Origin of the sequence: Metabacillus idriensis, assembly GCF_009674765.1 — a bacterium.
GTDB lineage: Bacteria > Bacillota > Bacilli > Bacillales > Bacillaceae > Bacillus_P > Bacillus_P idriensis.
In genome coordinates, this window is record NZ_WKKF01000001.1 from 1283867 (window position 1) to 1305234 (window position 21368).

The following is a 21368-nucleotide window of genomic DNA, read 5'->3' on the forward strand; positions in this document are numbered from 1 at the left end:
AGGTGTCAGAAGTTGAGTATTAAAAATAAGTTTAAAAGCTTTTTTGCCTTGGATGAAGAAGAGTATGAGTATGTTGAGCAGGATCGTTATCAGGAAGATGACTATGAAGACGAGCAGCCGTTTGCCGCAAAACCGCAAGCGAAACAGAATGTTGTAAGTTTGCAAAGTGTTCAAAAATCATCTAAAGTGGTATTATGTGAGCCTAGAGTTTACGCTGAAGCTCAGGATGTAGCCGATCAGCTTAAAAACCGGAGAGCTGTTGTTGTCAATCTGCAGCGGATTCAGCATGATCAGGCAAAGCGGATTGTAGACTTTTTAAGCGGAACTGTGTACGCTATAGGTGGAGACATTCAAAAGATAGGGGCAAATATTTTTCTTTGCACTCCTGATAATGTGGATGTCGCAGGATCGATATCTGAAATTGTAACTGAAGAAGATCAGAGGTGGTAAGTCTAGATGGGCATAGTAGCTGATGTATTATTTACATTATTGCAGATTTATTCGTATGCGATTATTATTTATATTCTGCTTTCCTGGTTTCCTAATGCAAGAGAAAGCGGTTTTGGCCAATTATTAGCTAAAATCGTTGAACCTTACCTGGAGCCATTCCGCAAATTCATTCCGCCTCTTGGAATGATTGATATTTCCCCGATCGTAGCGCTTCTAGCACTTCGATTTGCGGGATATGGGCTGAATTCAATATTCAGCATGATTGGATAAAATTGTCCTGCAAGTGCCGTTTATGCGGCACTGTTTTCATTTAGAACGGTTTGGAGCTGTATGAAGTGAACCATGTTTATCAGCATTTTAGACAAGAAGAGCGTCACTTTATTGATCAGGTGATGGAGTGGAAAGAAAATGTACTGAATCAATACAGTCCTAAATTGACTGACTTTCTTGATCCGAGAGAGCAGGAAATGGTACAGGCAGTAGTCGGTTCAAATGGGGAAGTAAACGTCATGTTTTCAGAAGATGACATGGAGCGAAAGCGAGCTCTCCTTTACCCGGATTACTTTACGCCTTCTTTGGAAGATTTTCAGTTATCCCTGATCGAAATTCAATATCCGGTTAAATTTATCTCTCTTGAGCATCGCCATATCTTGGGGTCACTTATGTCTCTTGGACTGAAACGGTCTAAGTTTGGAGATCTATTGTTCTTTGGAGAACGGATTCAGCTTGTGGCAGCCAAAGAGGTTGAGGATTTTATTTTAATGAATGTAACCGAAATCGGCAGAGCTAAGGTTTCGCTTCGCAAGCTTGACTGGAGTGAAAGAATTCCGCATGATGAAGAAATCCAAGAACTGTCTGCAACTGTCAGCTCCTTAAGGCTAGATGCTGTCGCAGCTTCTATTTATAATGTATCCAGACAAAAAATCGGCTTGCTCATTCAAAATGGACATGTAAAAGTAAACTGGAAAGTGATTGAACAGACTTCTTTTGAATGCCGCGAGGGAGACACCCTTTCTGTCAGAGGGTTTGGGAGATCCAGGCTTATGTCGATTGATGGCAGAACAAAGAAGGATAAATGGAAGCTGACCATTGGAAAACAAAAATAATTTTAGGGATTTAGCAGGAATTTTGACATTTCTGTCTAATTATGAATTATACTGTTTTAAAAGAAACGTTTCATTCAATACATAATGGAGGTGGCACAAGTGCCCTTAACACCGTTAGATATTCATAACAAAGAATTCAACAAAGGCTTCCGCGGCTATGATGAAGATGAAGTGAACGAATTCCTTGATCAAGTCATAAAGGATTACGAAATGGCGATTCGCGAACGCAAAGAACTTGAATCAAAAGTTGGAGAATTAACCGAGAAACTTGGTCATTTTGCAAACATTGAAGAAACACTAAATAAATCGATTCTAGTTGCTCAGGAAGCAGCTGAAGAGGTTCGCCGCCACGCTCAAAAAGAAGCGAAATTAATAGTAAAAGAAGCAGAAAAGAACGCAGACCGCATCATTAATGAATCGCTGTCTAAATCAAGGAAAATCGCAGTTGAGATTGAAGAGCTCAAAAAGCAGTCTAAGGTTTTCCGCACCAGGTTCCAAATGCTGATTGAAGCACAGCTTGATCTCCTTAAAAATGACGACTGGGATCATTTATTAGAGTATGAAGTGGAAGCACTTTACGAAGAACGCGAAGAATCTAAAGTGTAATCTTGACTTGCGTACATAGTTTCACATATAATACGATGACTACAACAATTATCATAAATTGAAACGATGAGAGGGAGAGTAGCTCATTTTATCCTTTTTAAGCGAGCCGGAACTGGTGAAAGCCCGGCATAGGAGAATAAGTGAAAATCACCCTTGAGTTTTTTGCTGAAACAATATAGAAAGTAAGCAAAGACGCGTTATTCACGTTACGAATGTCGAGAGGATAACTAGAATGCCGGTTATCTAAAAGGGTGGTACCGCGAGAAAACCTTCTCGTCCCTTATGGGATGAGAAGGTTTTTTGTGTTTTCTGATTTAATGGCTGGCATCTAAGCCTATTTAAAAATTGTTTGGAGGAATACCCATGGAGTACAAAGATACACTGCTAATGCCAAAAACTGAATTCCCAATGCGCGGAAACTTGCCGAACCGCGAGCCTCAAATGCAGGAAAAATGGGAAGAAATGAATATTTATCAAAAAGTTCAAGAGCGCACGAAGGATCGTCCAATGTTCATCTTGCATGATGGACCTCCATACGCAAATGGCGATATTCATATGGGGCATGCATTAAACAAAGTGCTGAAAGATTTTATCGTCCGCTACAAGTCGATGACGGGCTATAATGCACCATACGTGCCAGGCTGGGATACACACGGTCTTCCAATTGAAACAGCTTTAACAAAAAACAAAAAAGTGAACCGGAAAGAACTAAGTGTCGCTGAGTTCCGCAAGCTATGCGCTGAATACGCATGGGAGCAGATCAATAACCAGCGTGAACAGTTCAAGCGCCTTGGCGTTCGGGGAGACTGGGAAAATCCATATGTGACATTAAATCCTGAATATGAAGCACAGCAAATTAAAGTATTCGGTGAAATGGCGAAAAAAGGCTATATCTACAAAGGTTTAAAACCTGTTTATTGGTCTCCATCAAGTGAATCTGCTTTAGCTGAAGCAGAAATCGAATATTATGATAAACGATCTGCTTCCATTTATGTAGCGTTTACAGTAACCGAAGGAAATGATGTATTAAACGGCGGAGAAAAAATCGTAATTTGGACGACAACACCTTGGACGATTCCTGCAAACCTTGGAATTGCCGTTCATCCTGAGCTTGAATACAGTGTTGTATCTGTAAACGATGATTCTTTCATTGTTGCATCTGCTCTTTTAGAAACGGTTGCTAAAGAACTTGAATGGGAAACTTATACGGTATTAAAAACACTTAAAGGTGCACAGCTTGAAAAAGTGGTTGCGAAACATCCGTTATATGACCGCGAATCGCTTGTAGTTCTTGGCGAGCATGTAACAACAGAAGCAGGTACCGGATGTGTTCACACGGCTCCTGGACACGGGGAAGATGACTTCATTGTCGGACAGAAATACGGTCTTGGCGTCCTTTGCCCAGTAGATGAAAAAGGCCATATGACAAATGAAGCACCAGGCTTTGAAGGCATGTTTTATGATGCAGCAAATAAACCAATTACAGAACAACTTGAAGAAGCAGACGCATTGCTGAAACTATCGTTTATTACTCACTCATACCCGCATGACTGGAGAACAAAAAAACCAACGATTTTCAGAGCAACGGCTCAATGGTTTGCATCCATTAAAGATTTCCGTGAAGAGTTACTCACGGCAGTCAAGGAAACAAAATGGGTTCCTGCATGGGGAGAAACAAGATTATTCAACATGGTACGCGACCGCGGCGACTGGTGTATTTCCAGACAGCGTGCATGGGGCGTTCCAATTCCAGTTTTCTATGCTGAGAACGGGGAACCAATCATCACAGATGAAACAATCAATCATGTTTCAGACTTGTTCCGCGAACATGGTTCAAACGTTTGGTTTGAACGTGAAACAAAAGATTTACTTCCTGAAGGATTTACTCATCCGGGCAGCCCGAATGGATTGTTCACGAAAGAACAGGACATTATGGATGTATGGTTTGATTCAGGTTCATCCCATCAGGCTGTTTTATTAGAACGAGATGACCTGCAGCGTCCGGCAGATCTTTATTTAGAGGGGTCTGATCAATATCGCGGCTGGTTTAACTCATCCTTATCAACAGCAGTTGCTGTAACTGGGAAAGCGCCTTACAAAGGAGTGCTGAGCCATGGATTTGCTCTTGACGGAGAAGGACGAAAAATGAGTAAATCATTAGGAAACGTTGTACTGCCTTCAAAAGTCATGAATCAGCTTGGAGGAGACATCCTTCGTCTATGGGTAGCATCTGTTGACTACCAGGCAGACGTAAGAGTTTCTGATAATATTCTAAAGCAGGTTGCTGAAGTATACAGAAAAATCCGCAACACGTTCCGTTTCCTTCTTGGAAACCTTGCAGATTTTAATCCGTCAAAAGATGCTCTATCTTATGACGAACTGCGCGATGTAGATCGTTACATGCTTGTAAAGCTGAATAAATTAACAGATAAAGTGAAAAAATCCTATGAAGAGTATGAATTTGCAGCGATTTTCCATGCGGTTCATAACTTCTGTACGATTGAACTCAGCTCATTTTATCTTGATTTCGCAAAAGATGTCCTGTACATCGAAGCGCCAGACAATAAAGAGCGCCGTGCGATTCAAACCGTCTTGCATGAAACACTTCTTTCTCTAGTGAAATTGGTAACACCAATCCTTCCTCATACAGCTGATGAAGTTTGGGCACATATTGATTCTGTAACTGAAGAAAGTGTTCAGCTTGTGGATATGCCTGAAGTGAAAACACTTGAAAATGCGGATGCATTAGAAGAAAAATGGGATGCATTCATGGAACTGCGCGATGATGTACTGAAGGCTCTTGAAGTGGCAAGAAACGAAAAAGTAATCGGCAAGTCATTAACAGCAAGCATTGAGCTTTATGTTGATGCTGAAACGAAGCAATTGCTTGATTCAGTTGAAGAAAACCTCAAGCAGCTGTTTATCGTATCAGGCTTTAAACTTGCAGGAGATTATGATGCAGCGCCGAGTGATGCTCATGTATTTGATCATGTGAAAATTACCGTTAAACCGGCTGAAGGTGAAACTTGTGAACGATGCTGGGTTGTTACAACGGATGTCGGCAGCAGCGAAAACCATAAAACCCTTTGCAGCCGCTGTGCAGCCATTGTGGATGAAAATTATACAACTGCTTAAATTTTAGGGAACCGCTGACTTTTTGTTCAGCGGTTTATTTTATTAAAAACGTTTGGACAGCCTCCGCTAACAAAGCTATTTAGCGGTTGGAAATTTCTATATCTCGCTTATTATACGGAAATTCGGATAATAACGCATAAACTTCGCTAGTTGAAAAAATCGCTTGGCTAGAAAAAATCAATATTCAGCTGACTCATTCAAGAAACAGGCTAGAAAAAATAGCTGTTGAAATCTTTATTTTCGCTAATAACTTAACAGTCGGTTCTACATTTACACAGTGTCCAGCTCCACCTCCTAGCCCCTCGGCCTGAACAGTCGGTTTCATGGTGTCCAGCTCTATCGCCCAACTCCTCGGCCAGAACGGATCCCCCAGCAAAGGCAAAAAGCGCCTTTTCTGTCGGATCCTTATCTGTCTGTCAGAGCTAAACGGGCGATTCCGCTTTTCTTTGTCATAACAGGAAAATTCTTAAAAGCGTGAGCGGCGGGAGAACGGATACACTATGAGTACAAAGCAAGTACACAAGGAGTTGTCCGCTATGAGTTTAGACGCCATTTGGTATGAGCTTCAAATTATGCAGCAGGAATTGAAAACAAGGCTGTTTGATCATTGTTTGTTTGAAGTGGATATGAATGAACAAAATTTATTATATCCATTCAAGGAAAAAACGATTATGATTCATGTGAAAGAGGAGTTAAATGATGTAGAAAGAGCTCTACAGAAGATTGAAAACGGCACGTTTGGCATTTGTGAAGAGACAGGTATTCCAATTTCGCTTGATAAATTAGCTATAATCCCCACAGCTAGAACCATTCATGATTTTGCTTTTCAAGAACTTTATGAAAGAAAATCTCTGCCTCATCTCTATCTCAATCAGCAATCTCACTATGAAGTGGGAGAATATCATTAAAACACTGCTTTCATGAGATACAAGCTTTACTCTTCTTTTTTGCCTGTGATACAATTCAAAGGTACATTATAGGAAAGTTGGGGAAAGCTTGTGCTTTACTATATCATCGCACTTGTTATTATTGCGCTCGATCAGCTGTCTAAATGGCTGATTGTCAACGAATTGGAAATCGGAGAAAGAATACCTGTTATTGAAAACGTATTGTATATTACATCACATCGGAATCAGGGGGCTGCCTGGGGAATTCTTCAGGGTCAGATGTGGTTTTTTTATGTCATTACCGTTATCGTCGTAATTGGACTCGTGATTTATATTCAAAAATTTGCAAAAGACCAGCGATTGATGGGAATTGCGCTCGGACTTATGCTTGGCGGAGCGATTGGCAATTTTATAGACCGTGTTATTCATCAGGAAGTGGTGGATTTTGTACAAACTTACATAGGAACATACCCATTTCCTATCTTTAACATAGCAGATTCGGCTCTTTGTGTAGGGGTTGCTTTGTTATTTATTGTCATGCTTTTTGAAGGGAAACAAGAGAAGGAGAAAGTGAATGAACAGCATAGAAATTAAGATTGATGACAGCAATAAATTTGAACGACTGGATAAGCTGCTTGCAGCAGAGAATTCCGATTGGTCGAGAAGCCAGGTGCAGATCTGGATTAAAGAAGGGCATGTTAAAGTGAATGATGCTGAATCAAGAAGCAATTACAAGGTTCAGCCAGGCGATACAGTCACACTTCTCATTCCAGACCCTGAACCGCTTGATGTGATGCCTGAGGAGATGAATCTTGATATCTATTATGAAGATGGTGATGTCCTCGTAGTGAACAAGCCAAAAGGAATGGTTGTTCATCCTGCACCAGGACACTTATCAGGTACTCTAGTCAATGGCCTGATGGCTCACTGTAAAGACCTGTCTGGCATTAATGGAGTCATGAGACCGGGAATCGTTCATAGAATTGATAAAGATACGTCTGGGCTCCTAATGGTTGCTAAGAATGATAAAGCTCATGAATCATTAGTCAATCAGCTTGTTCTAAAATCAGTTACTAGACGATATCAGGCAATAGTTCATGGAGTGATTCAGCATGATAAGGGAACAGTCGATGCTCCAATTGGCCGAGATAAGCAGGACCGCCAAAGCATGACGGTAACAAATGAGCACAGTAAAGATGCTGTTACCCATTTTCATGTGCTTGAACGCTTTGAAGGATATACTTTAATCGAATGTCAGCTTGAAACGGGAAGAACCCACCAAATTCGCGTACACATGAAATATATCGGTTTCCCGATTGTAGGAGATCCAAAGTACGGACTTAAGAAAACAATGAAAATAAACGGTCAGGCGCTTCATGCAGGCGTACTTGGATTCAAGCATCCGAGAACAGGTGAATATATGGAGTTTAAAGCACCTCTGCCGGCAGAGTTTGAGGAAGTTATTTCAGAACTTAAAAATAACCATTGACACATTCATGTTATTCTGACATAATGACTATAGTTCAAAAATGAACCTTTAAAACAGTCCCGTGAGGCTGAGAAGGAAACGGATCTTATACGCTAATACTGCGTATTTTAAGCTATGCATCCAAATCCCTCTTGCCAAAAACGGCGAGAGGGATTTTTCTTTTTAAGGTTCTAAAAAAAGAGGTGAGAATCATGCCGCAAAAAGCGATCGTTTTAGATCAGCAGTCCATAAGAAGAGCTTTAACCCGAATCGCACATGAAATTATCGAACGGAATAAAGGAATTGATTCAGTCATTCTTGTCGGCATCAAGACAAGGGGGATTCACCTTGCCAAAAGGCTCGCTGAACGCATCGAACAGATTGAAGGAAAGCCAGTTGAAGTAGGAGAGCTTGATATCACGCTTTACCGTGATGATCTTTCAAAAAAAACGGACGATCAGGAGCCTCTTGTAAAAGGATCTGACATTCCGGCAGATATTACAAACAAAACCGTCATCCTTGTAGACGACGTTTTATACACGGGAAGAACAGTAAGAGCAGGACTTGATGCTCTTATCGATATAGGCAGACCGTCGCAAATTCAGCTGGCAGTTCTTGTAGACCGCGGTCACCGCGAACTGCCGATCCGAGCAGATTATGTAGGGAAAAACATTCCGACTTCAAGCTCTGAAAAAATTGTAGTTGAACTGCTGGAAGTGGACGAAACAGATCAAGTAACCATCTACGAAAAAGAATAAAGACCTTTTAATGGAGTCCAGAGAGGCTGCAAAAGGGAAAGAAAATCACACGCCTGTAATCAGTTTGAGTCAGGCGGGATTATTCTGCCTCTTTGCACCTCATGCAAAGAGGTTTTTTGTTTCTCAAAAAGAGAAGAAGCGGAGGAATGAAAATGAAAAAGAATCAAGAGAATGCCATACAGCTGGATGTAAATGAGGTTCCAAAGCCGCTCACATGGATCACACTCAGCTTTCAGCATTTGTTCGCCATGTTCGGTGCAACGATACTAGTACCTTTCCTTGTGGGTCTCGATCCGGCAATAGCGCTGATTTCAAGCGGACTTGGAACAATAGCCTTCCTTTTAATTACGAAAGGCCAAGTGCCTGCTTACCTTGGCTCATCCTTCGCCTTTATTGCTCCGATCATCGCAGCAAAAGCTGCGGCTGGCCCTGAAGGAGCAATGGTCGGCAGCTTTCTGGCCGGTGTTGTTTATGGCCTTGTCGCTTTACTGATAAAAATGGTCGGCCATAAATGGATAATGAAGCTTTTGCCGCCGATTGTAGTCGGACCCGTGATTATCGTCATCGGACTCAGCCTTGCAAACGTAGCAGTTGACATGGCGATGAATAATCCGGATGGGGAATACAGCCTGACTTACTTCTCTGCAGCATTAGTCACACTTGCGATAACCATCATTTGCTCGGTCTTCTTTAAAGGATTTATCAGCCTTATCCCAGTACTGATTGGAATTGTCGGGGGATATGTTTATGCCCTTGCCGCCGGACTTGTGGATTTCAGCAAAGTAGCAGAAGCAAATGTGTTTGAAAAACCGGACTTTATTCTTCCTTTTATCACATATACACCGAGCTTCTCTTATGAAATCATCCTGCTGATGGTGCCGGTCGCAATTGTCACACTGTCTGAGCATATTGGTCATCAGCTTGTCCTTGGAAAAGTTGTCGGCCGTGACTATATTGAAAAGCCGGGTCTTCACCGATCAATCTTAGGAGATGGCGCAGCCACAATGATTGCGTCACTTATTGGCGGCCCTCCAAATACGACTTACGGCGAGAATATCGGAGTATTGGCCATAACGAGAGTTTACAGCGTCTATATCATCGCGGGCGCTGCTGTGATGGCGATTGTGTTCGGATTTATCGGGAAAATTTCGGCTCTGATCAGCTCCATTCCAACGCCGGTCATGGGCGGTGTGTCCATCCTGCTGTTTGGAATCATTGCTTCATCAGGACTCAGAATGCTGACAGACAGCAAAATTGATTTCGGAAACAAACGTAATCTTGTGATATCATCCGTCATTCTGGTAATCGGCATCGGCGGTGCAATGATCAAAGTAAGTGAACAATTTGAACTGCATGGCATGGCGCTTGCAGCCATCATCGGCATTCTTTTAAACCTGGTCCTGCCTGGACGGAAAGACGCTGAAGAGGAACAGAACATGAATGAAAACACAGCTGCATAATCACCTTTTAACGAAAGTCCAGAGAGGCTTTTAAGGGTGGATGAGCATTGGCAGATCAGCCTGATGATTTGTCATGCTTCCTCACACCCTGAATCTCTGATCAGGGTGTTTTTTTGAAGAAAAGAAAGGATAAAGTTTTGGGCATTGATGTCTGGAACCTAAACAGACGCTTGCGCTTTTCTTATAAAAAAATGGGGAGAGATGACTTTGAGGCACTTATTGAAAATGACTGATTTACCTGCAGATGAAATCATGAAGATATTAAAAGATGCAGAACGATTTAAAGCAGGGAAGACCTTGCTGCACGAGACACCGGCATTTGTTGCTAATCTGTTTTTTGAACCAAGCACACGAACAAGATTCAGCTTTGAAGTTGCAGAAAAAAGACTTGGACTGAATGTGCTCAATTTCGACGCCTCTCACTCCAGTGTTCAAAAAGGAGAAACCTTGTACGATACGGTAAGGACACTTGAGGCGATTGGAGCAAACGCAGTTGTCATCAGACATCCAAACGATGAGTACTTTACAGAATTGCAAGATAAAGTAAAGATTCCGATATTAAATGCCGGAGACGGATGCGGTCATCACCCGACACAGTCGCTGCTGGATCTTCTTACGATTCAGCAGGAGTTCAAACAATTTGAAGGTCTGACAATCTCCATTCACGGAGATATCAAACATAGCCGGGTAGCACGGTCAAATGCAGAAGTGCTGAAGCGTCTCGGAGCAAACGTTTTACTTTCAGGGCCGGAGGAATGGAGAGACTCATCAAATGGGTACGGACAATACGTACCGACAGATGAAGCGATAAAGACATCAGATGTGGTGATGCTGCTTAGAATTCAGCATGAAAGACACCACGGTGAAAATGATGGTCTTTCAGACTATCACAGCAAGTTTGGATTAACTATTGAAAGAGAAAAAAACATGAAGCCGAGTGCCATCATCATGCATCCTGCACCGGTTAATCGCGGAGTAGAAATTGCAGGCGAGCTTGTTGAGAGCAGAAAATCAAGGATTTTCAAGCAAATGGAAAATGGCGTTTTTATCCGAATGGCCGTACTGAAGCGGGCTTTAGAAAGTGCCAAATTAAGCGAGGAGGAAAATACTTATGCATTTTATCATTAAAAATGGACGGATTTTAGATAACAGCGGTGCAGAGAAGAAAGCGGATATTCTGATTCAGGATGGAATCATTGTTCAAATAGAAGAAAATATCAAGCATGAAACGGCACAGGTCATTGATGCTAAAGGCAATATTGTTTCTCCTGGCTTTGTCGATTTACATATCCATCTGAGAGAACCAGGAGGAGAGCATAAGGAAACCATTGAAACGGGCACAAAAGCAGCTGCAGCGGGAGGATTCACAACGGTTGCCGCGATGCCCAACACGAAACCAGTGCCGGATCATCCTGAACAAATGAACTGGCTGCAAAGTCGCATAAAAGAAACGGCTTCAGTCCGCGTGCTGCCATACGCATCAATTACAACACGCCAGGCAGGGAAAGAGCTGACAGACTTTGAGGGATTAAAACTGGCAGGTGCGTTTGCTTTTACAGACGACGGTGTAGGAGTGCAGTCAGCCGGCATGATGTTTGAGGCAATGAAAAAAGCTGCCGCGCTTGGAGTGAGTATTGTTGCACACTGTGAAGATAACTCGCTGATTTATAAGGGAGCTTTGCATGACGGAGAATTTGCAAAAAGAAATGGCATAAACGGTATTCCATCCGTGTGTGAGGCAGTCCAGATTGCGAGAGATGTATTGCTTGCAGAAGCTGCAGGCTGTCATTATCATGTCTGTCACATCAGCACAAAGGAATCTGTAAGAGTGGTGAGAGATGCAAAGAAAGCGGGCATTAACGTCACGGCTGAAGTTACGCCACATCACCTGCTGCTTTGCGACAGTGATATTCCTGAACTTGATACGAACTACAAAATGAATCCGCCGCTGCGCGGAAGTGATGACACGGATGCTTTAATTGAAGCACTGCTTGACGGAACCATCGATTTTATAGCAACAGACCATGCTCCGCATACAAAAGAGGAAAAAGCAGAAACCATGGAGCTTGCGCCATTTGGGATCGTAGGTTTGGAGACCGCCTTCCCTCTGCTATATACACGATTTGTAGAGTCGAACGAATGGACACTGAAGCAGCTAATCGACTATCTGACTATTAAGCCGAGTAAAGCTTTTAACCTTCCATATGGAAAATTAGAAGTTGGCAGTCCGGCAGATCTTACAATCATCGATTTAGAAGAAGTAAAAGAAATTGATCCTGAAGCATTTCTGTCAAAAGGCAAGAACACTCCGTTTGGAGGATGGAAATGCAAAGGATGGCCAATTGCAACAATCGCGCAAGGACAGCTAGTTTGGAAAAAGGAGAGAGTAAACGCATGATCAGACATCTAATTCTCGAAGACGGAACCATTTTCACAGGACAAGGATTTGGAAGCGAAGAAGATACGATTGGGGAAATCGTTTTCCACACTGGAATGACAGGTTATCAGGAAATTTTATCTGACCCATCTTATTGCGGACAAATTGTCACACTTACTTATCCGCTTATCGGAAACTATGGAATTAACCGCGATGATTTTGAAACCATCTCGCCTTTCATTAATGGGTTTATCGTAAAAGAATTATGTGAAGTACCATCAAACTTCAGAAGCGAGTATTCACTTGATGAGTATTTTAAACTAAAAAAAATACCTGGATTAGCAGGAATCGATACTCGTAAACTCACAAGGATTATCCGGACATATGGAACCCTGAAAGGGGCATTTTGCTCAGAGAATGCAGATACGGAGGCGGTGCTTGCAAAATTAAAAGCAGCAAACCTTCCAACCAATCAAGTGGAAACCGTTTCAACAAAAACATCTTATCCAAGTCCTGGACGAGGCTGCAGAGTTGCATTAGTGGACTTTGGAATGAAGCATGGCATTTTGCGCGAGCTCAATAAGCGCGATTGTGACGTCGTTGTTGTTCCACACACAACGACAGCAGAAGAAATCCTTCAATTGAATCCAGACGGCATTATGCTTTCAAATGGACCTGGGGATCCAAAAGATGTGCCGCATGCACTTGATATGATCAACGGAGTGCTCGGGAAAATTCCGTTATTCGGAATTTGTCTTGGCCACCAGCTTTTCGCTCTCTCGGGAGGAGCAAACACTGAAAAAATGAAATTCGGACATCGCGGTTCAAATCATCCAGTAAAAGATTTAGCTACAGGAAAAATTGCGATAACCTCTCAAAATCACGGCTACACTGTCACTCTTGATTCAGTTGCTTCAACTGATCTTGAAGTAACACATATTGCGCTGAATGATGGGTCAGTTGAAGGCCTTAAACATAAAGAACTTCCTGCATTTACAGTTCAGTATCACCCGGAAGCATCACCAGGACCGGAAGATGCAAACGGACTTTTTGATCAATTTATCGACATGATTGAAACTCACAAGAAAGAAGGGGTCAAAGTATGCCAAAACGCGTAGATATTAAAAAAATTCTAGTAATAGGCTCAGGTCCGATTATTATTGGCCAGGCAGCAGAGTTTGATTATGCCGGAACACAGGCATGTCTTGCTTTAAAAGAAGAAGGCTATGAGGTTATTCTAGTAAACTCCAATCCGGCAACGATCATGACGGATACCGAAATGGCGGATAAAGTCTACATTGAACCAATAACAGTGGAATTTTTAACAAAAATCATCAGAAAAGAACGGCCGGATGCCCTTCTTCCGACACTTGGAGGACAAACCGGATTGAATATGGCAGTAGAGCTTGCAAATGCCGGTGTACTTGAAGAGTGCAATGTTGAAATCTTAGGAACAAAGCTCAGCGCGATTCAAAAAGCGGAAGACCGTGATCTATTCCGCCAGTTAATGAACGAACTTGGTGAACCTGTGCCTGAAAGTGACATCGTGCATAACCTTGAAGAAGCGTTCACTTTTGTAGATAGAGTAGGTTATCCCGTTATTGTAAGACCTGCCTATACGCTTGGCGGTACAGGCGGAGGTATCTGTTCGAACGAAGACGAGCTGATTGAGATCGTAACAAGCGGATTAAAGTACAGCCCAGTCACTCAATGTCTTCTTGAAAAAAGCATCGCAGGCTTTAAAGAGATTGAATATGAAGTCATGCGCGATAAAAATGACAGTGCGATTGTGGTCTGCAACATGGAAAACATCGATCCTGTCGGCATTCACACAGGTGACTCAATCGTCGTTGCACCCAGCCAGACTTTAAGCGACCGGGAGTATCAAATGCTCCGGAATGTTTCGCTTAAAATCATCCGGGCTCTGCAAATCGAAGGCGGCTGCAACGTTCAGCTCGCACTTGATCCAAACAGCTTTCAATATTACATCATCGAGGTCAATCCGCGCGTCAGCAGATCATCTGCCCTTGCTTCAAAAGCAACTGGCTATCCAATTGCAAAGCTTGCAGCTAAAATCGCTGTCGGTTTGACGCTTGACGAAATGATGAACCCTGTTACAGGCAAGACGTATGCTTGCTTTGAGCCTGCACTTGACTACATCGTGACGAAAATTCCAAGATGGCCTTTTGACAAGTTTGAGTCAGCAAACCGCCGCCTTGGAACTCAAATGAAGGCGACAGGAGAAGTAATGGCGATCGGCAGAACATTTGAAGAATCATTGTTGAAAGCTGTACGTTCACTTGAATCAGATGAGTATCATCTGGATCTGAAGAATGCTGATGAATTCAGCAATGAACTTATCGAAAAGAGAATCAGGAAAGCAGGAGACGAGCGTCTATTCTATCTTTCTGAAGCAATCAGAAGAGGGGTATCCATTGAAACGATTCATGAGTGGAGTGCGATTGATCTGTTCTTCTTAGTGAAAATAGAAAAAATCATCAAGTTTGAAAATATGCTGAAAGAAGCAAAGCTTGATGCTGATGTCCTAAAGCAAGCTAAGAAAATGGGCTTCTCGGATATTGCAATCGCAAAGCTCTGGAACCTGACTGAACGTGAAGTCTATGAATACAGAAAACAGCTTAAGCTGTTCCCGGTTTTCAAAACAGTTGATACATGTGCAGCCGAGTTTGAATCAGAAACTCCTTACTTCTACGGCACGTACGAAGATGAAAACGAATCTGCTGTAACAGACAAAGAAAGTGTGATTGTCCTGGGGTCAGGACCGATTCGAATCGGCCAAGGCGTGGAATTTGATTATGCAACGGTACATTCTGTTTGGGCCATCAAAGAGGCCGGGTATGAGGCAATCATTATCAACAATAACCCTGAGACTGTTTCTACAGACTTCAGCATCTCAGATAAGCTTTACTTTGAACCGCTTACTGTAGAAGATGTCATGCATATTGTAGAACTTGAAAAACCACGCGGCGTAGTCGTTCAATTTGGCGGACAGACAGCTATTAATCTTGCAGAAGAGCTTGAAGCAAGAGGCGTGCAGATCCTTGGCACATCCCTTGAAGACTTGGACCGCGCTGAAAACAGAGATAAGTTTGAGTACACATTAGGCAAACTTAACATCCCTCAGCCGCTGGGTAAAACAGCCACTTCTGTTGAAGAAGCAGTTAAAATTGCAGCTGAGATCCGCTACCCGGTATTAGTTAGACCATCCTATGTTCTCGGCGGCCGGGCAATGGAAATTGTATATGAAGAAAAAGACCTGCTGCATTATATGAAAAATGCGGTAAAAGTAAATCCGCAGCATCCCGTTCTCATTGACAAATATTTAACCGGAAAAGAAATCGAAGTAGATGCGGTTTCAGACGGCGAAACGGTCTTTATCCCAGGAATTATGGAACACATCGAACGTGCAGGTGTTCACTCAGGCGACTCAATTGCTGTCTATCCGCCGCAAACTCTGTCTGCAGAATTAAAGGAAACGATTATTGAAAGAACAATCGCTCTTGCCAAAGGATTAAATATAAAAGGTTTGCTGAATATCCAGTTTGTTATCTACAAAAATGAAGTTTATGTGCTTGAGGTAAACCCAAGATCAAGCCGCACGGTTCCATTTTTAAGCAAGATTACGGGAGTCCCGATGGCGAATCTCGCTACAAAGGTGATTTTAGGAAAAACACTTCATGAGCTTGGCTATGAAACAGGCATTCAGCCTGAGAGTGCCGGCGTCTATGTGAAAGTTCCGGTATTCTCCTTCGAAAAGCTGCGCAGAGTCGATATTACACTCGGCCCTGAAATGAAATCTACCGGAGAAGTCATGGGCAAGGATACAACGCTTGAAAAAGCTCTGTATAAAGGGCTGATTGCATCCGGAATGAAAGTGCAGAATTACGGACAGGTTCTGCTGACGATTGCAGATAAAGATAAAGAAGAAGGTCTTGAAGTTGCAAGACGCTTCAGCGCCATCGGCTATCAGATTATGGCGACAAGCGGAACGGCGGAATACCTTCATGCCAAGGGAGTTTCTGCAAAAATTGTGAATAAAATCGGCAGCGAGGCGCCAAACATGCTTGACATCATCCGCACAAGCGAAGCACAGTTTGTCATCAATACATTGACAAAAGGAAAACAGCCGCAGCGGGATGGATTCCGAATCCGCCGTGAATCTGTAGAAAACGGCATTCCGTGCTTAACATCGCTCGATACAGCAAAAGCGATATTAAGAGTGCTTGAGTCCATGACTTTCTCTACAGACGAAATGCCAAAGCGTGCTATCAGCAAAGAGGTGACATACGCTTGATACAAAAAGAATGGATGACGATTGCAGATCACAGGGAATTGGCAGCAGGCATTTATGAAATCACATTAAAAGGCAGTTTAGTCGATCACATGAATCAGCCAGGGCAGTTTGTACATGTAAAAGTTTCAGAGACGGCCTCACCGTTATTAAGAAGACCAATCAGCATAGCGAAAATAGATAAAGAGAATCAGGAATTTACCATGATATACAGAGCAGAGGGAGCAGGCACGAAGCTCCTTTCTGCAAGAAAGAATGGCGAGCTCGTTGATGTACTTGGACCGCTCGGCAATGGATTTGATCCTGAACAGATGGAAAAAGGCGATACAGCCCTTCTTGTCGGAGGCGGGATCGGCGTGCCTCCTTTATATGAACTGTCAAGACGCCTGATTAATAGAGGGGTAACGGTCAAGCATGTTCTGGGCTTTCAATCAAAAGAGCACGTTTTCTATGAAAAAGAGTTTCAAAAGCTAGGAGAAACTTATGTAACGACTGTAGACGGCACTTATGGAATGCAAGGGTTCGTCACAGATTTGATTAAAGAATATGAACTCGCTTTTGATGCTTTATTTTCCTGCGGACCCACTCCGATGCTTGCAAACATAGAAAGACTTTTTCCTGACAAGCCTGTCTTTCTGTCACTCGAAGAACGGATGGGCTGCGGAATTGGCGCATGCTTCGCATGTGTATGTCATACAGCTGATGATCCTGCTGGCACTTCTTATAAAAAAGTGTGCAGTGACGGTCCAGTATTTAAAGCGGGGGAGGTGCTTTTATCATGCTGAACATCGAATTGCCCGGTTTATCCCTGAAAAATCCGGTTATGCCGGCCTCAGGCTGCTTTGGCTTCGGTAAAGAATTTGCAAACCTGTACGATTTGAGCAGTCTTGGTGCGATTATGATTAAAGCTGCCACGGCAGAAGCACGCTTTGGCAACCCGACGCCAAGAGTGGCGGAAACAGAGGCTGGCATGCTGAATGCCATTGGCCTTCAAAATCCGGGCCTCAAGGGAGTCCTCGAACAAGAGCTTCCCTGGCTCGAGTCTTATGACGTGCCTATTATTGCGAATGTAGCGGGCTCCGCACAGGAGGATTATGTTGAAGTAGCAAGAGAAATCAGCAGGGCAAAAAATGTACACGCAATTGAACTGAATATCTCTTGCCCGAATGTAAAAACGGGGGGAATTGCTTTCGGAACGAACCCTGAGATTGCCGCCTCTTTGACAAGGGCAGTAAAAGAAGTATCAGATGTGCCTGTATATGTGAAGCTTTCTCCAAATGTAAGCAACATTGTTGAAATCGCTAAAGCGATTGAAAACGCAGGTGCTGATGGTTTAACGATGATTAATACGCTGCTTGGGATGAGGCTCGACATGAGAACGGCAAAACCAATTCTCGCCAATCGCTCCGGCGGATTATCAGGCCCTGCCATTAAGCCTGTCGCGATCAGAATGGTGTATGAAGTAAGCCAGGCTGTTTCCATTCCGATTATCGGCATGGGAGGCGTGCAGACAGCTGAAGATGTCATTGAATTTATGTATGCAGGTGCAAGTGCAGTCGCTGTCGGAACAGCAAACTTTGTAAATCCGTTTGTCTGTCCTGAAATCATCGAACAATTGCCTCAGACATTAAAAGAATATGGATTTGAACATATTTCAGAATGCATCGGAAGGAGCTGGAAAAATGAAAGGAAGACCGCTAATTATCGCGCTTGATTTTCCGGACGGAAAAGAAGTGGACGGATTTTTAAAAAAGCTGCCTGATCAAAAGCTTTATGTAAAAGTGGGAATGGAGCTGTTTTATCAGGAAGGTCCTGCGATTATCCATCAGCTTAAATCAGACGGGCATGACATTTTTCTTGATTTGAAGCTCCATGATATTCCGCAGACAGTCAAACAGGCTATGAAAGGACTTGCAAAGCTTGAAGTGGATCTTGTCAATGTTCATGCTGCAGGGGGAAGCGCGATGATGCAGGCTGCGATAGAAGGGCTGGAATCTGGAACGCGGGCAGGGGCAAAAAGGCCTGATTGTATTGCTGTCACGCAATTAACAAGTACATCAGAGTCCATGCTTAAACATGAACTGCTCATTGATAAAAGCCTCAATGAAACTGTTCTGCACTATGCAAAATCGGCGAATGAGAGCGGACTCGATGGGATTGTCTGTTCTTCGCTTGAAGTACCAGAAATCTATCATCATTTGAAGCGTTCTTTTAAAACCATTACGCCTGGAATCCGCATGGCGCAAGACTCAGTGAATGATCAAGTGAGAGTGGCGACTCCTGAGAAGGCAAGAGAGCTTGGATCAACTGCCATTGTTGTCGGCAGAAGCATCACAAAAGCGGATGATCCGCTGAAAGTATACTTACAAATGAAAAACGCATGGGAGGGTCTGCCTGTATGAAACATCAAATTGCTGAGCAGCTGTTAAAAATTGAAGCCGTCTTTTTAAGTCCAAATGAACCATTTACATGGTCAAGCGGCCTCAAATCTCCAATCTATTGCGACAATCGGTTAACGTTATCCTATCCTGAAGTCAGAAAAGACATTGCAGAGGGGCTGACAAAGCTGATCAGGGAAGAGTACCCAAAAGCTGAAATGATCGCAGGAACGGCAACAGCCGGTATTCCGCATGCTGCATGGGTAAGTGATCTTCTTAATCTGCCGATGTGTTATGTAAGAAGCAAGCCGAAGGGCCATGGAAAAGGCAATCAGATCGAAGGGAAAGTGAACGAAGGTCAAAAAGTCGTAGTCGTTGAGGATTTAATCTCAACAGGAGGAAGCGTTATTACGGCTGTTCAGGCTCTGCGAGAGGCAGGGTGTGAGGTTATAGGAGTTGTCTCCATCTTCACATATGAACTGCAAAAAGGCGCAGAAATGCTTGCAGAAGCAAGCATTCATGCTGTATCTCTTACCGATTATTCTTCATTGATTGATGTAGCTCTGAATAAGGGATCCATTGAAAAAGAAGATTTGGAAAAGCTGAAAAAATGGCGTGAAAATCCGGCAAATGAAGCATGGATGACTGTTTAAATAGGCAAAAAAAGCAAAGCCATTATTGGCTTTGCTTTTTTATATCCAAATCAAAATAGAAAATAGTATAGAAACAAGGCTTATAAGCAGATAACCAGTTCGGAACATTTTTATCTGCCATGCTTCTTTAAGAAACCTTTTGCAAAACGAAAAGCTCGCATGGCCGATCCAGCCAAATATCCAAAAAAGTCCAGATTGTTCTTTTTTGATTTTTTGAAAAATATGATGATCATCGAGCAAGACCACGGCATATGCTAATGAAAATCCGCCTAGAAAGAAAGTGAAAATAGTGATGATGTAAGAGAATAGGATATTGATCACCCCGCGGAAGTGTTCTTTAATCCATTAACTTTATGCGGAATTAATCAATAATATGACAGCATTCCCTCTATGCATTTCTGAATTTGAATATCCAAGTAAAAGAAAATGCTATAAGAACTGCACCAGCCAGAATATAAGTATAATTCGGTAAAGGCGGAACAGCAATTTGCGGAAGATCAATGGCAGCAAAAATATAAACAGGTATACTTATCAAGGCAAAACTAATGATTACAGGTATAAGAATCATCTTCACTTTTCCGTTTTTCTTAAAAACATAGTGTTTGAACAAGGAAAAGATGATGGCTGTCATGGCGTATGTCATTAAAAACAAAAAGACAAGCGGGACTAAATTCCTTTCACCTATAAGTTCCGAAAAAAATGGAGCGAACAAATAGTTCATAATCCCTTCTGTTAGAGCGAAAAATCCAACAGCTCCCAAACCAAAAAAGAAAAAGTCCATTGCCTTAAGTTTCATTCCCGGTTTTTCCATATTCGACAGCAAATCTCTGCAATAGGCCTCTAGATCGCTGCCAAAAATTTCATAAGCCGTTTTTCCTTTATTTTGTGCGATCACTAAATGCTCAAGTAATTCCAATAATAACTCTTGTTTTTCCCTCTCAGATCGTGAACTCGAGGATATATAAAGGGACATATTCATATAGGCTTCCCTGTTTTCAGCAGAAAGGTCATCTTGCAGCTCTTTCATTCGTATTCTAAGATCTTTGGATTTCATTCAATCATCTCCTTTTTGAAATAGAAGGCTTGTCACAGGCGTGCTGATTTCAACCCAGTCTTTTCTTATTGTGGCAAGGGTACAGCGTCCTGTGTCTGTCAGAAAGTAATATTTCCGGTTTGGACCTGTATCTGATTTACGCATTTCTCCCTGAATCAATTTCTCTTTTTGAAGCCGCAAAAGCAGAGGATAAATACTGCCTTCACTTACGAATGTAAAACCATGCTGTTCGAGCTTTTGCATTAGCTCATACCCATAAACATCTTCTTTTTCAATAATGGCAAGAATACAGCCTTCAAGTATACCTTTTAGCAACTGACTTTTCGTCGACAAGCTTTCACATCCTTTTGATATATTGCATTGCAAGGTAGTTGATATCATTACACTAACTTGCATAACAAAGTAGCTAACTTCAGATTAATGATTTTCCAATAATTAGTCAAGAAAAAATTTTCTATTTTTGAAAATAAGAAAATTTTTAATTCCGATCGAAAAACTAGGGTTGACATAACGGGTAATTGTGATAAAATTTAGAAAAATATAATAAACTTATCCAGAGAGGCGAAGGGATCTGGCCCTGTGAAGCCCGGCAACCTGCGTTTGGCAAGGTGCTAAATCCAGCAAAATGTAAACCCATTTTGAAAGATAAGGTACATTACCTGAACAGTCTTTCAAGTTGGAAGGCTTTTTTACATTCTCAGATTGCGGTGCATTTCTCAGAAAA

20 protein-coding genes, 1 riboswitch and 1 other annotated feature are annotated in these 21368 nt (G+C 42.4%); of the genes, 18 read left to right on the forward strand and 2 right to left on the reverse strand.

Features of this window, described 5'->3' with window-relative positions; genetic code table 11:
• Positions 1 to 12: 12 nt before the first annotated feature.
• From GJU41_RS06320 to pyrE, 18 genes are all read left to right on the forward strand, one after another.
• A complete protein-coding gene (locus tag GJU41_RS06320) occupies positions 13 to 450 on the forward strand; it encodes a cell division protein SepF (protein ID WP_070879097.1) in 438 nt (145 codons plus the stop codon).
• A 6-nt stretch (positions 451 to 456) separates the two neighbouring features.
• Positions 457 to 720 carry a YggT family protein gene (locus GJU41_RS06325; protein WP_070879098.1) on the forward strand — a complete coding sequence of 88 codons (264 nt, stop codon included), beginning with the start codon at positions 457 to 459 and terminating at the stop codon, positions 718 to 720.
• A gap of 65 nt (positions 721 to 785) precedes the next feature.
• On the forward strand, positions 786 to 1556 hold the full coding sequence (locus GJU41_RS06330) for a YlmH family RNA-binding protein (protein WP_224771172.1): 771 nt from the start codon (positions 786 to 788) through the stop codon (positions 1554 to 1556).
• 99 nt (positions 1557 to 1655) lie between these two features.
• Positions 1656 to 2162: a DivIVA domain-containing protein gene (locus GJU41_RS06335; RefSeq protein ID WP_070879099.1), complete on the forward strand. Its 507-nt coding sequence runs from the start codon at positions 1656 to 1658 to the stop codon at positions 2160 to 2162.
• Positions 2163 to 2219: 57 nt separating this feature from the next.
• Positions 2220 to 2446, forward strand: a binding site (T-box leader).
• Between the two features lie 79 nt (positions 2447 to 2525).
• The gene (gene ileS / locus GJU41_RS06340; protein ID WP_154318175.1) at positions 2526 to 5297 is read left to right on the forward strand and encodes an isoleucine--tRNA ligase; all 2772 of its coding nucleotides are present in this window, start codon (positions 2526 to 2528) and stop codon (positions 5295 to 5297) included.
• 536 nt (positions 5298 to 5833) lie between these two features.
• Positions 5834 to 6205, forward strand: a complete 372-nt coding sequence (locus GJU41_RS06345; RefSeq protein WP_070879101.1) for a TraR/DksA family transcriptional regulator — start codon at positions 5834 to 5836, stop codon at positions 6203 to 6205.
• A gap of 90 nt (positions 6206 to 6295) precedes the next feature.
• Positions 6296 to 6778 carry a signal peptidase II gene (gene lspA / locus GJU41_RS06350; protein ID WP_070879102.1) on the forward strand — a complete coding sequence of 161 codons (483 nt, stop codon included), beginning with the start codon at positions 6296 to 6298 and terminating at the stop codon, positions 6776 to 6778.
• Positions 6759 to 7673: an RluA family pseudouridine synthase gene (locus GJU41_RS06355; RefSeq protein WP_070879103.1), complete on the forward strand. Its 915-nt coding sequence runs from the start codon at positions 6759 to 6761 to the stop codon at positions 7671 to 7673. Before lspA ends, GJU41_RS06355 begins: the two co-directional genes overlap by 20 nt.
• A 191-nt stretch (positions 7674 to 7864) precedes the next feature.
• The gene (gene pyrR / locus GJU41_RS06360; protein WP_070879104.1) at positions 7865 to 8410 is read left to right on the forward strand and encodes a bifunctional pyr operon transcriptional regulator/uracil phosphoribosyltransferase PyrR; all 546 of its coding nucleotides are present in this window, start codon (positions 7865 to 7867) and stop codon (positions 8408 to 8410) included.
• Between the two features lie 152 nt (positions 8411 to 8562).
• The gene (locus GJU41_RS06365; RefSeq protein WP_070879164.1) at positions 8563 to 9870 is read left to right on the forward strand and encodes a solute carrier family 23 protein; all 1308 of its coding nucleotides are present in this window, start codon (positions 8563 to 8565) and stop codon (positions 9868 to 9870) included.
• Between the two features lie 207 nt (positions 9871 to 10077).
• Positions 10078 to 10998, forward strand: a complete 921-nt coding sequence (locus tag GJU41_RS06370; RefSeq protein ID WP_175443548.1) for an aspartate carbamoyltransferase catalytic subunit — start codon at positions 10078 to 10080, stop codon at positions 10996 to 10998.
• Positions 10982 to 12268 (forward strand): dihydroorotase, encoded by a 1287-nt coding sequence (locus GJU41_RS06375; protein ID WP_070879106.1) that lies wholly within the window; start codon positions 10982 to 10984, stop codon positions 12266 to 12268. Before GJU41_RS06370 ends, GJU41_RS06375 begins: the two co-directional genes overlap by 17 nt.
• Entirely contained in the window at positions 12265 to 13365 is a 1101-nt protein-coding gene (locus tag GJU41_RS06380; RefSeq protein WP_154318176.1) for a carbamoyl phosphate synthase small subunit, read from the forward strand. Before GJU41_RS06375 ends, GJU41_RS06380 begins: the two co-directional genes overlap by 4 nt.
• A complete protein-coding gene (gene carB / locus GJU41_RS06385) occupies positions 13350 to 16562 on the forward strand; it encodes a carbamoyl-phosphate synthase large subunit (protein ID WP_154318177.1) in 3213 nt (1070 codons plus the stop codon). Before GJU41_RS06380 ends, carB begins: the two co-directional genes overlap by 16 nt.
• Positions 16559 to 17344, forward strand: coding sequence for a dihydroorotate dehydrogenase electron transfer subunit (locus GJU41_RS06390; RefSeq protein WP_070879109.1), 786 nt, complete (start codon positions 16559 to 16561; stop codon positions 17342 to 17344). The genes carB and GJU41_RS06390 overlap by 4 nt, the downstream gene beginning before the upstream one ends.
• Positions 17338 to 18273: a dihydroorotate dehydrogenase gene (locus GJU41_RS06395; RefSeq protein WP_154318178.1), complete on the forward strand. Its 936-nt coding sequence runs from the start codon at positions 17338 to 17340 to the stop codon at positions 18271 to 18273. The genes GJU41_RS06390 and GJU41_RS06395 overlap by 7 nt, the downstream gene beginning before the upstream one ends.
• Positions 18242 to 18961 carry an orotidine-5'-phosphate decarboxylase gene (gene pyrF, locus GJU41_RS06400; RefSeq protein ID WP_212031431.1) on the forward strand — a complete coding sequence of 240 codons (720 nt, stop codon included), beginning with the start codon at positions 18242 to 18244 and terminating at the stop codon, positions 18959 to 18961. The genes GJU41_RS06395 and pyrF overlap by 32 nt, the downstream gene beginning before the upstream one ends.
• On the forward strand, positions 18958 to 19590 hold the full coding sequence (gene pyrE, locus GJU41_RS06405) for an orotate phosphoribosyltransferase (protein ID WP_070879112.1): 633 nt from the start codon (positions 18958 to 18960) through the stop codon (positions 19588 to 19590). Before pyrF ends, pyrE begins: the two co-directional genes overlap by 4 nt.
• A gap of 388 nt (positions 19591 to 19978) precedes the next feature.
• Here the strand turns inward: pyrE and GJU41_RS06410 are convergent, their stop codons facing one another.
• Positions 19979 to 20644, reverse strand: a complete 666-nt coding sequence (locus GJU41_RS06410; protein ID WP_070879113.1) for a DUF1129 family protein — start codon at positions 20642 to 20644, stop codon at positions 19979 to 19981.
• Positions 20645 to 20977 (reverse strand): PadR family transcriptional regulator, encoded by a 333-nt coding sequence (locus GJU41_RS06415; protein ID WP_070879114.1) that lies wholly within the window; start codon positions 20975 to 20977, stop codon positions 20645 to 20647. It lies immediately after the preceding gene.
• Positions 20978 to 21190: 213 nt separating this feature from the next.
• A riboswitch (SAM riboswitch) is annotated at positions 21191 to 21296 on the forward strand.
• The last annotated feature ends 72 nt before the right edge of the window (positions 21297 to 21368 follow it).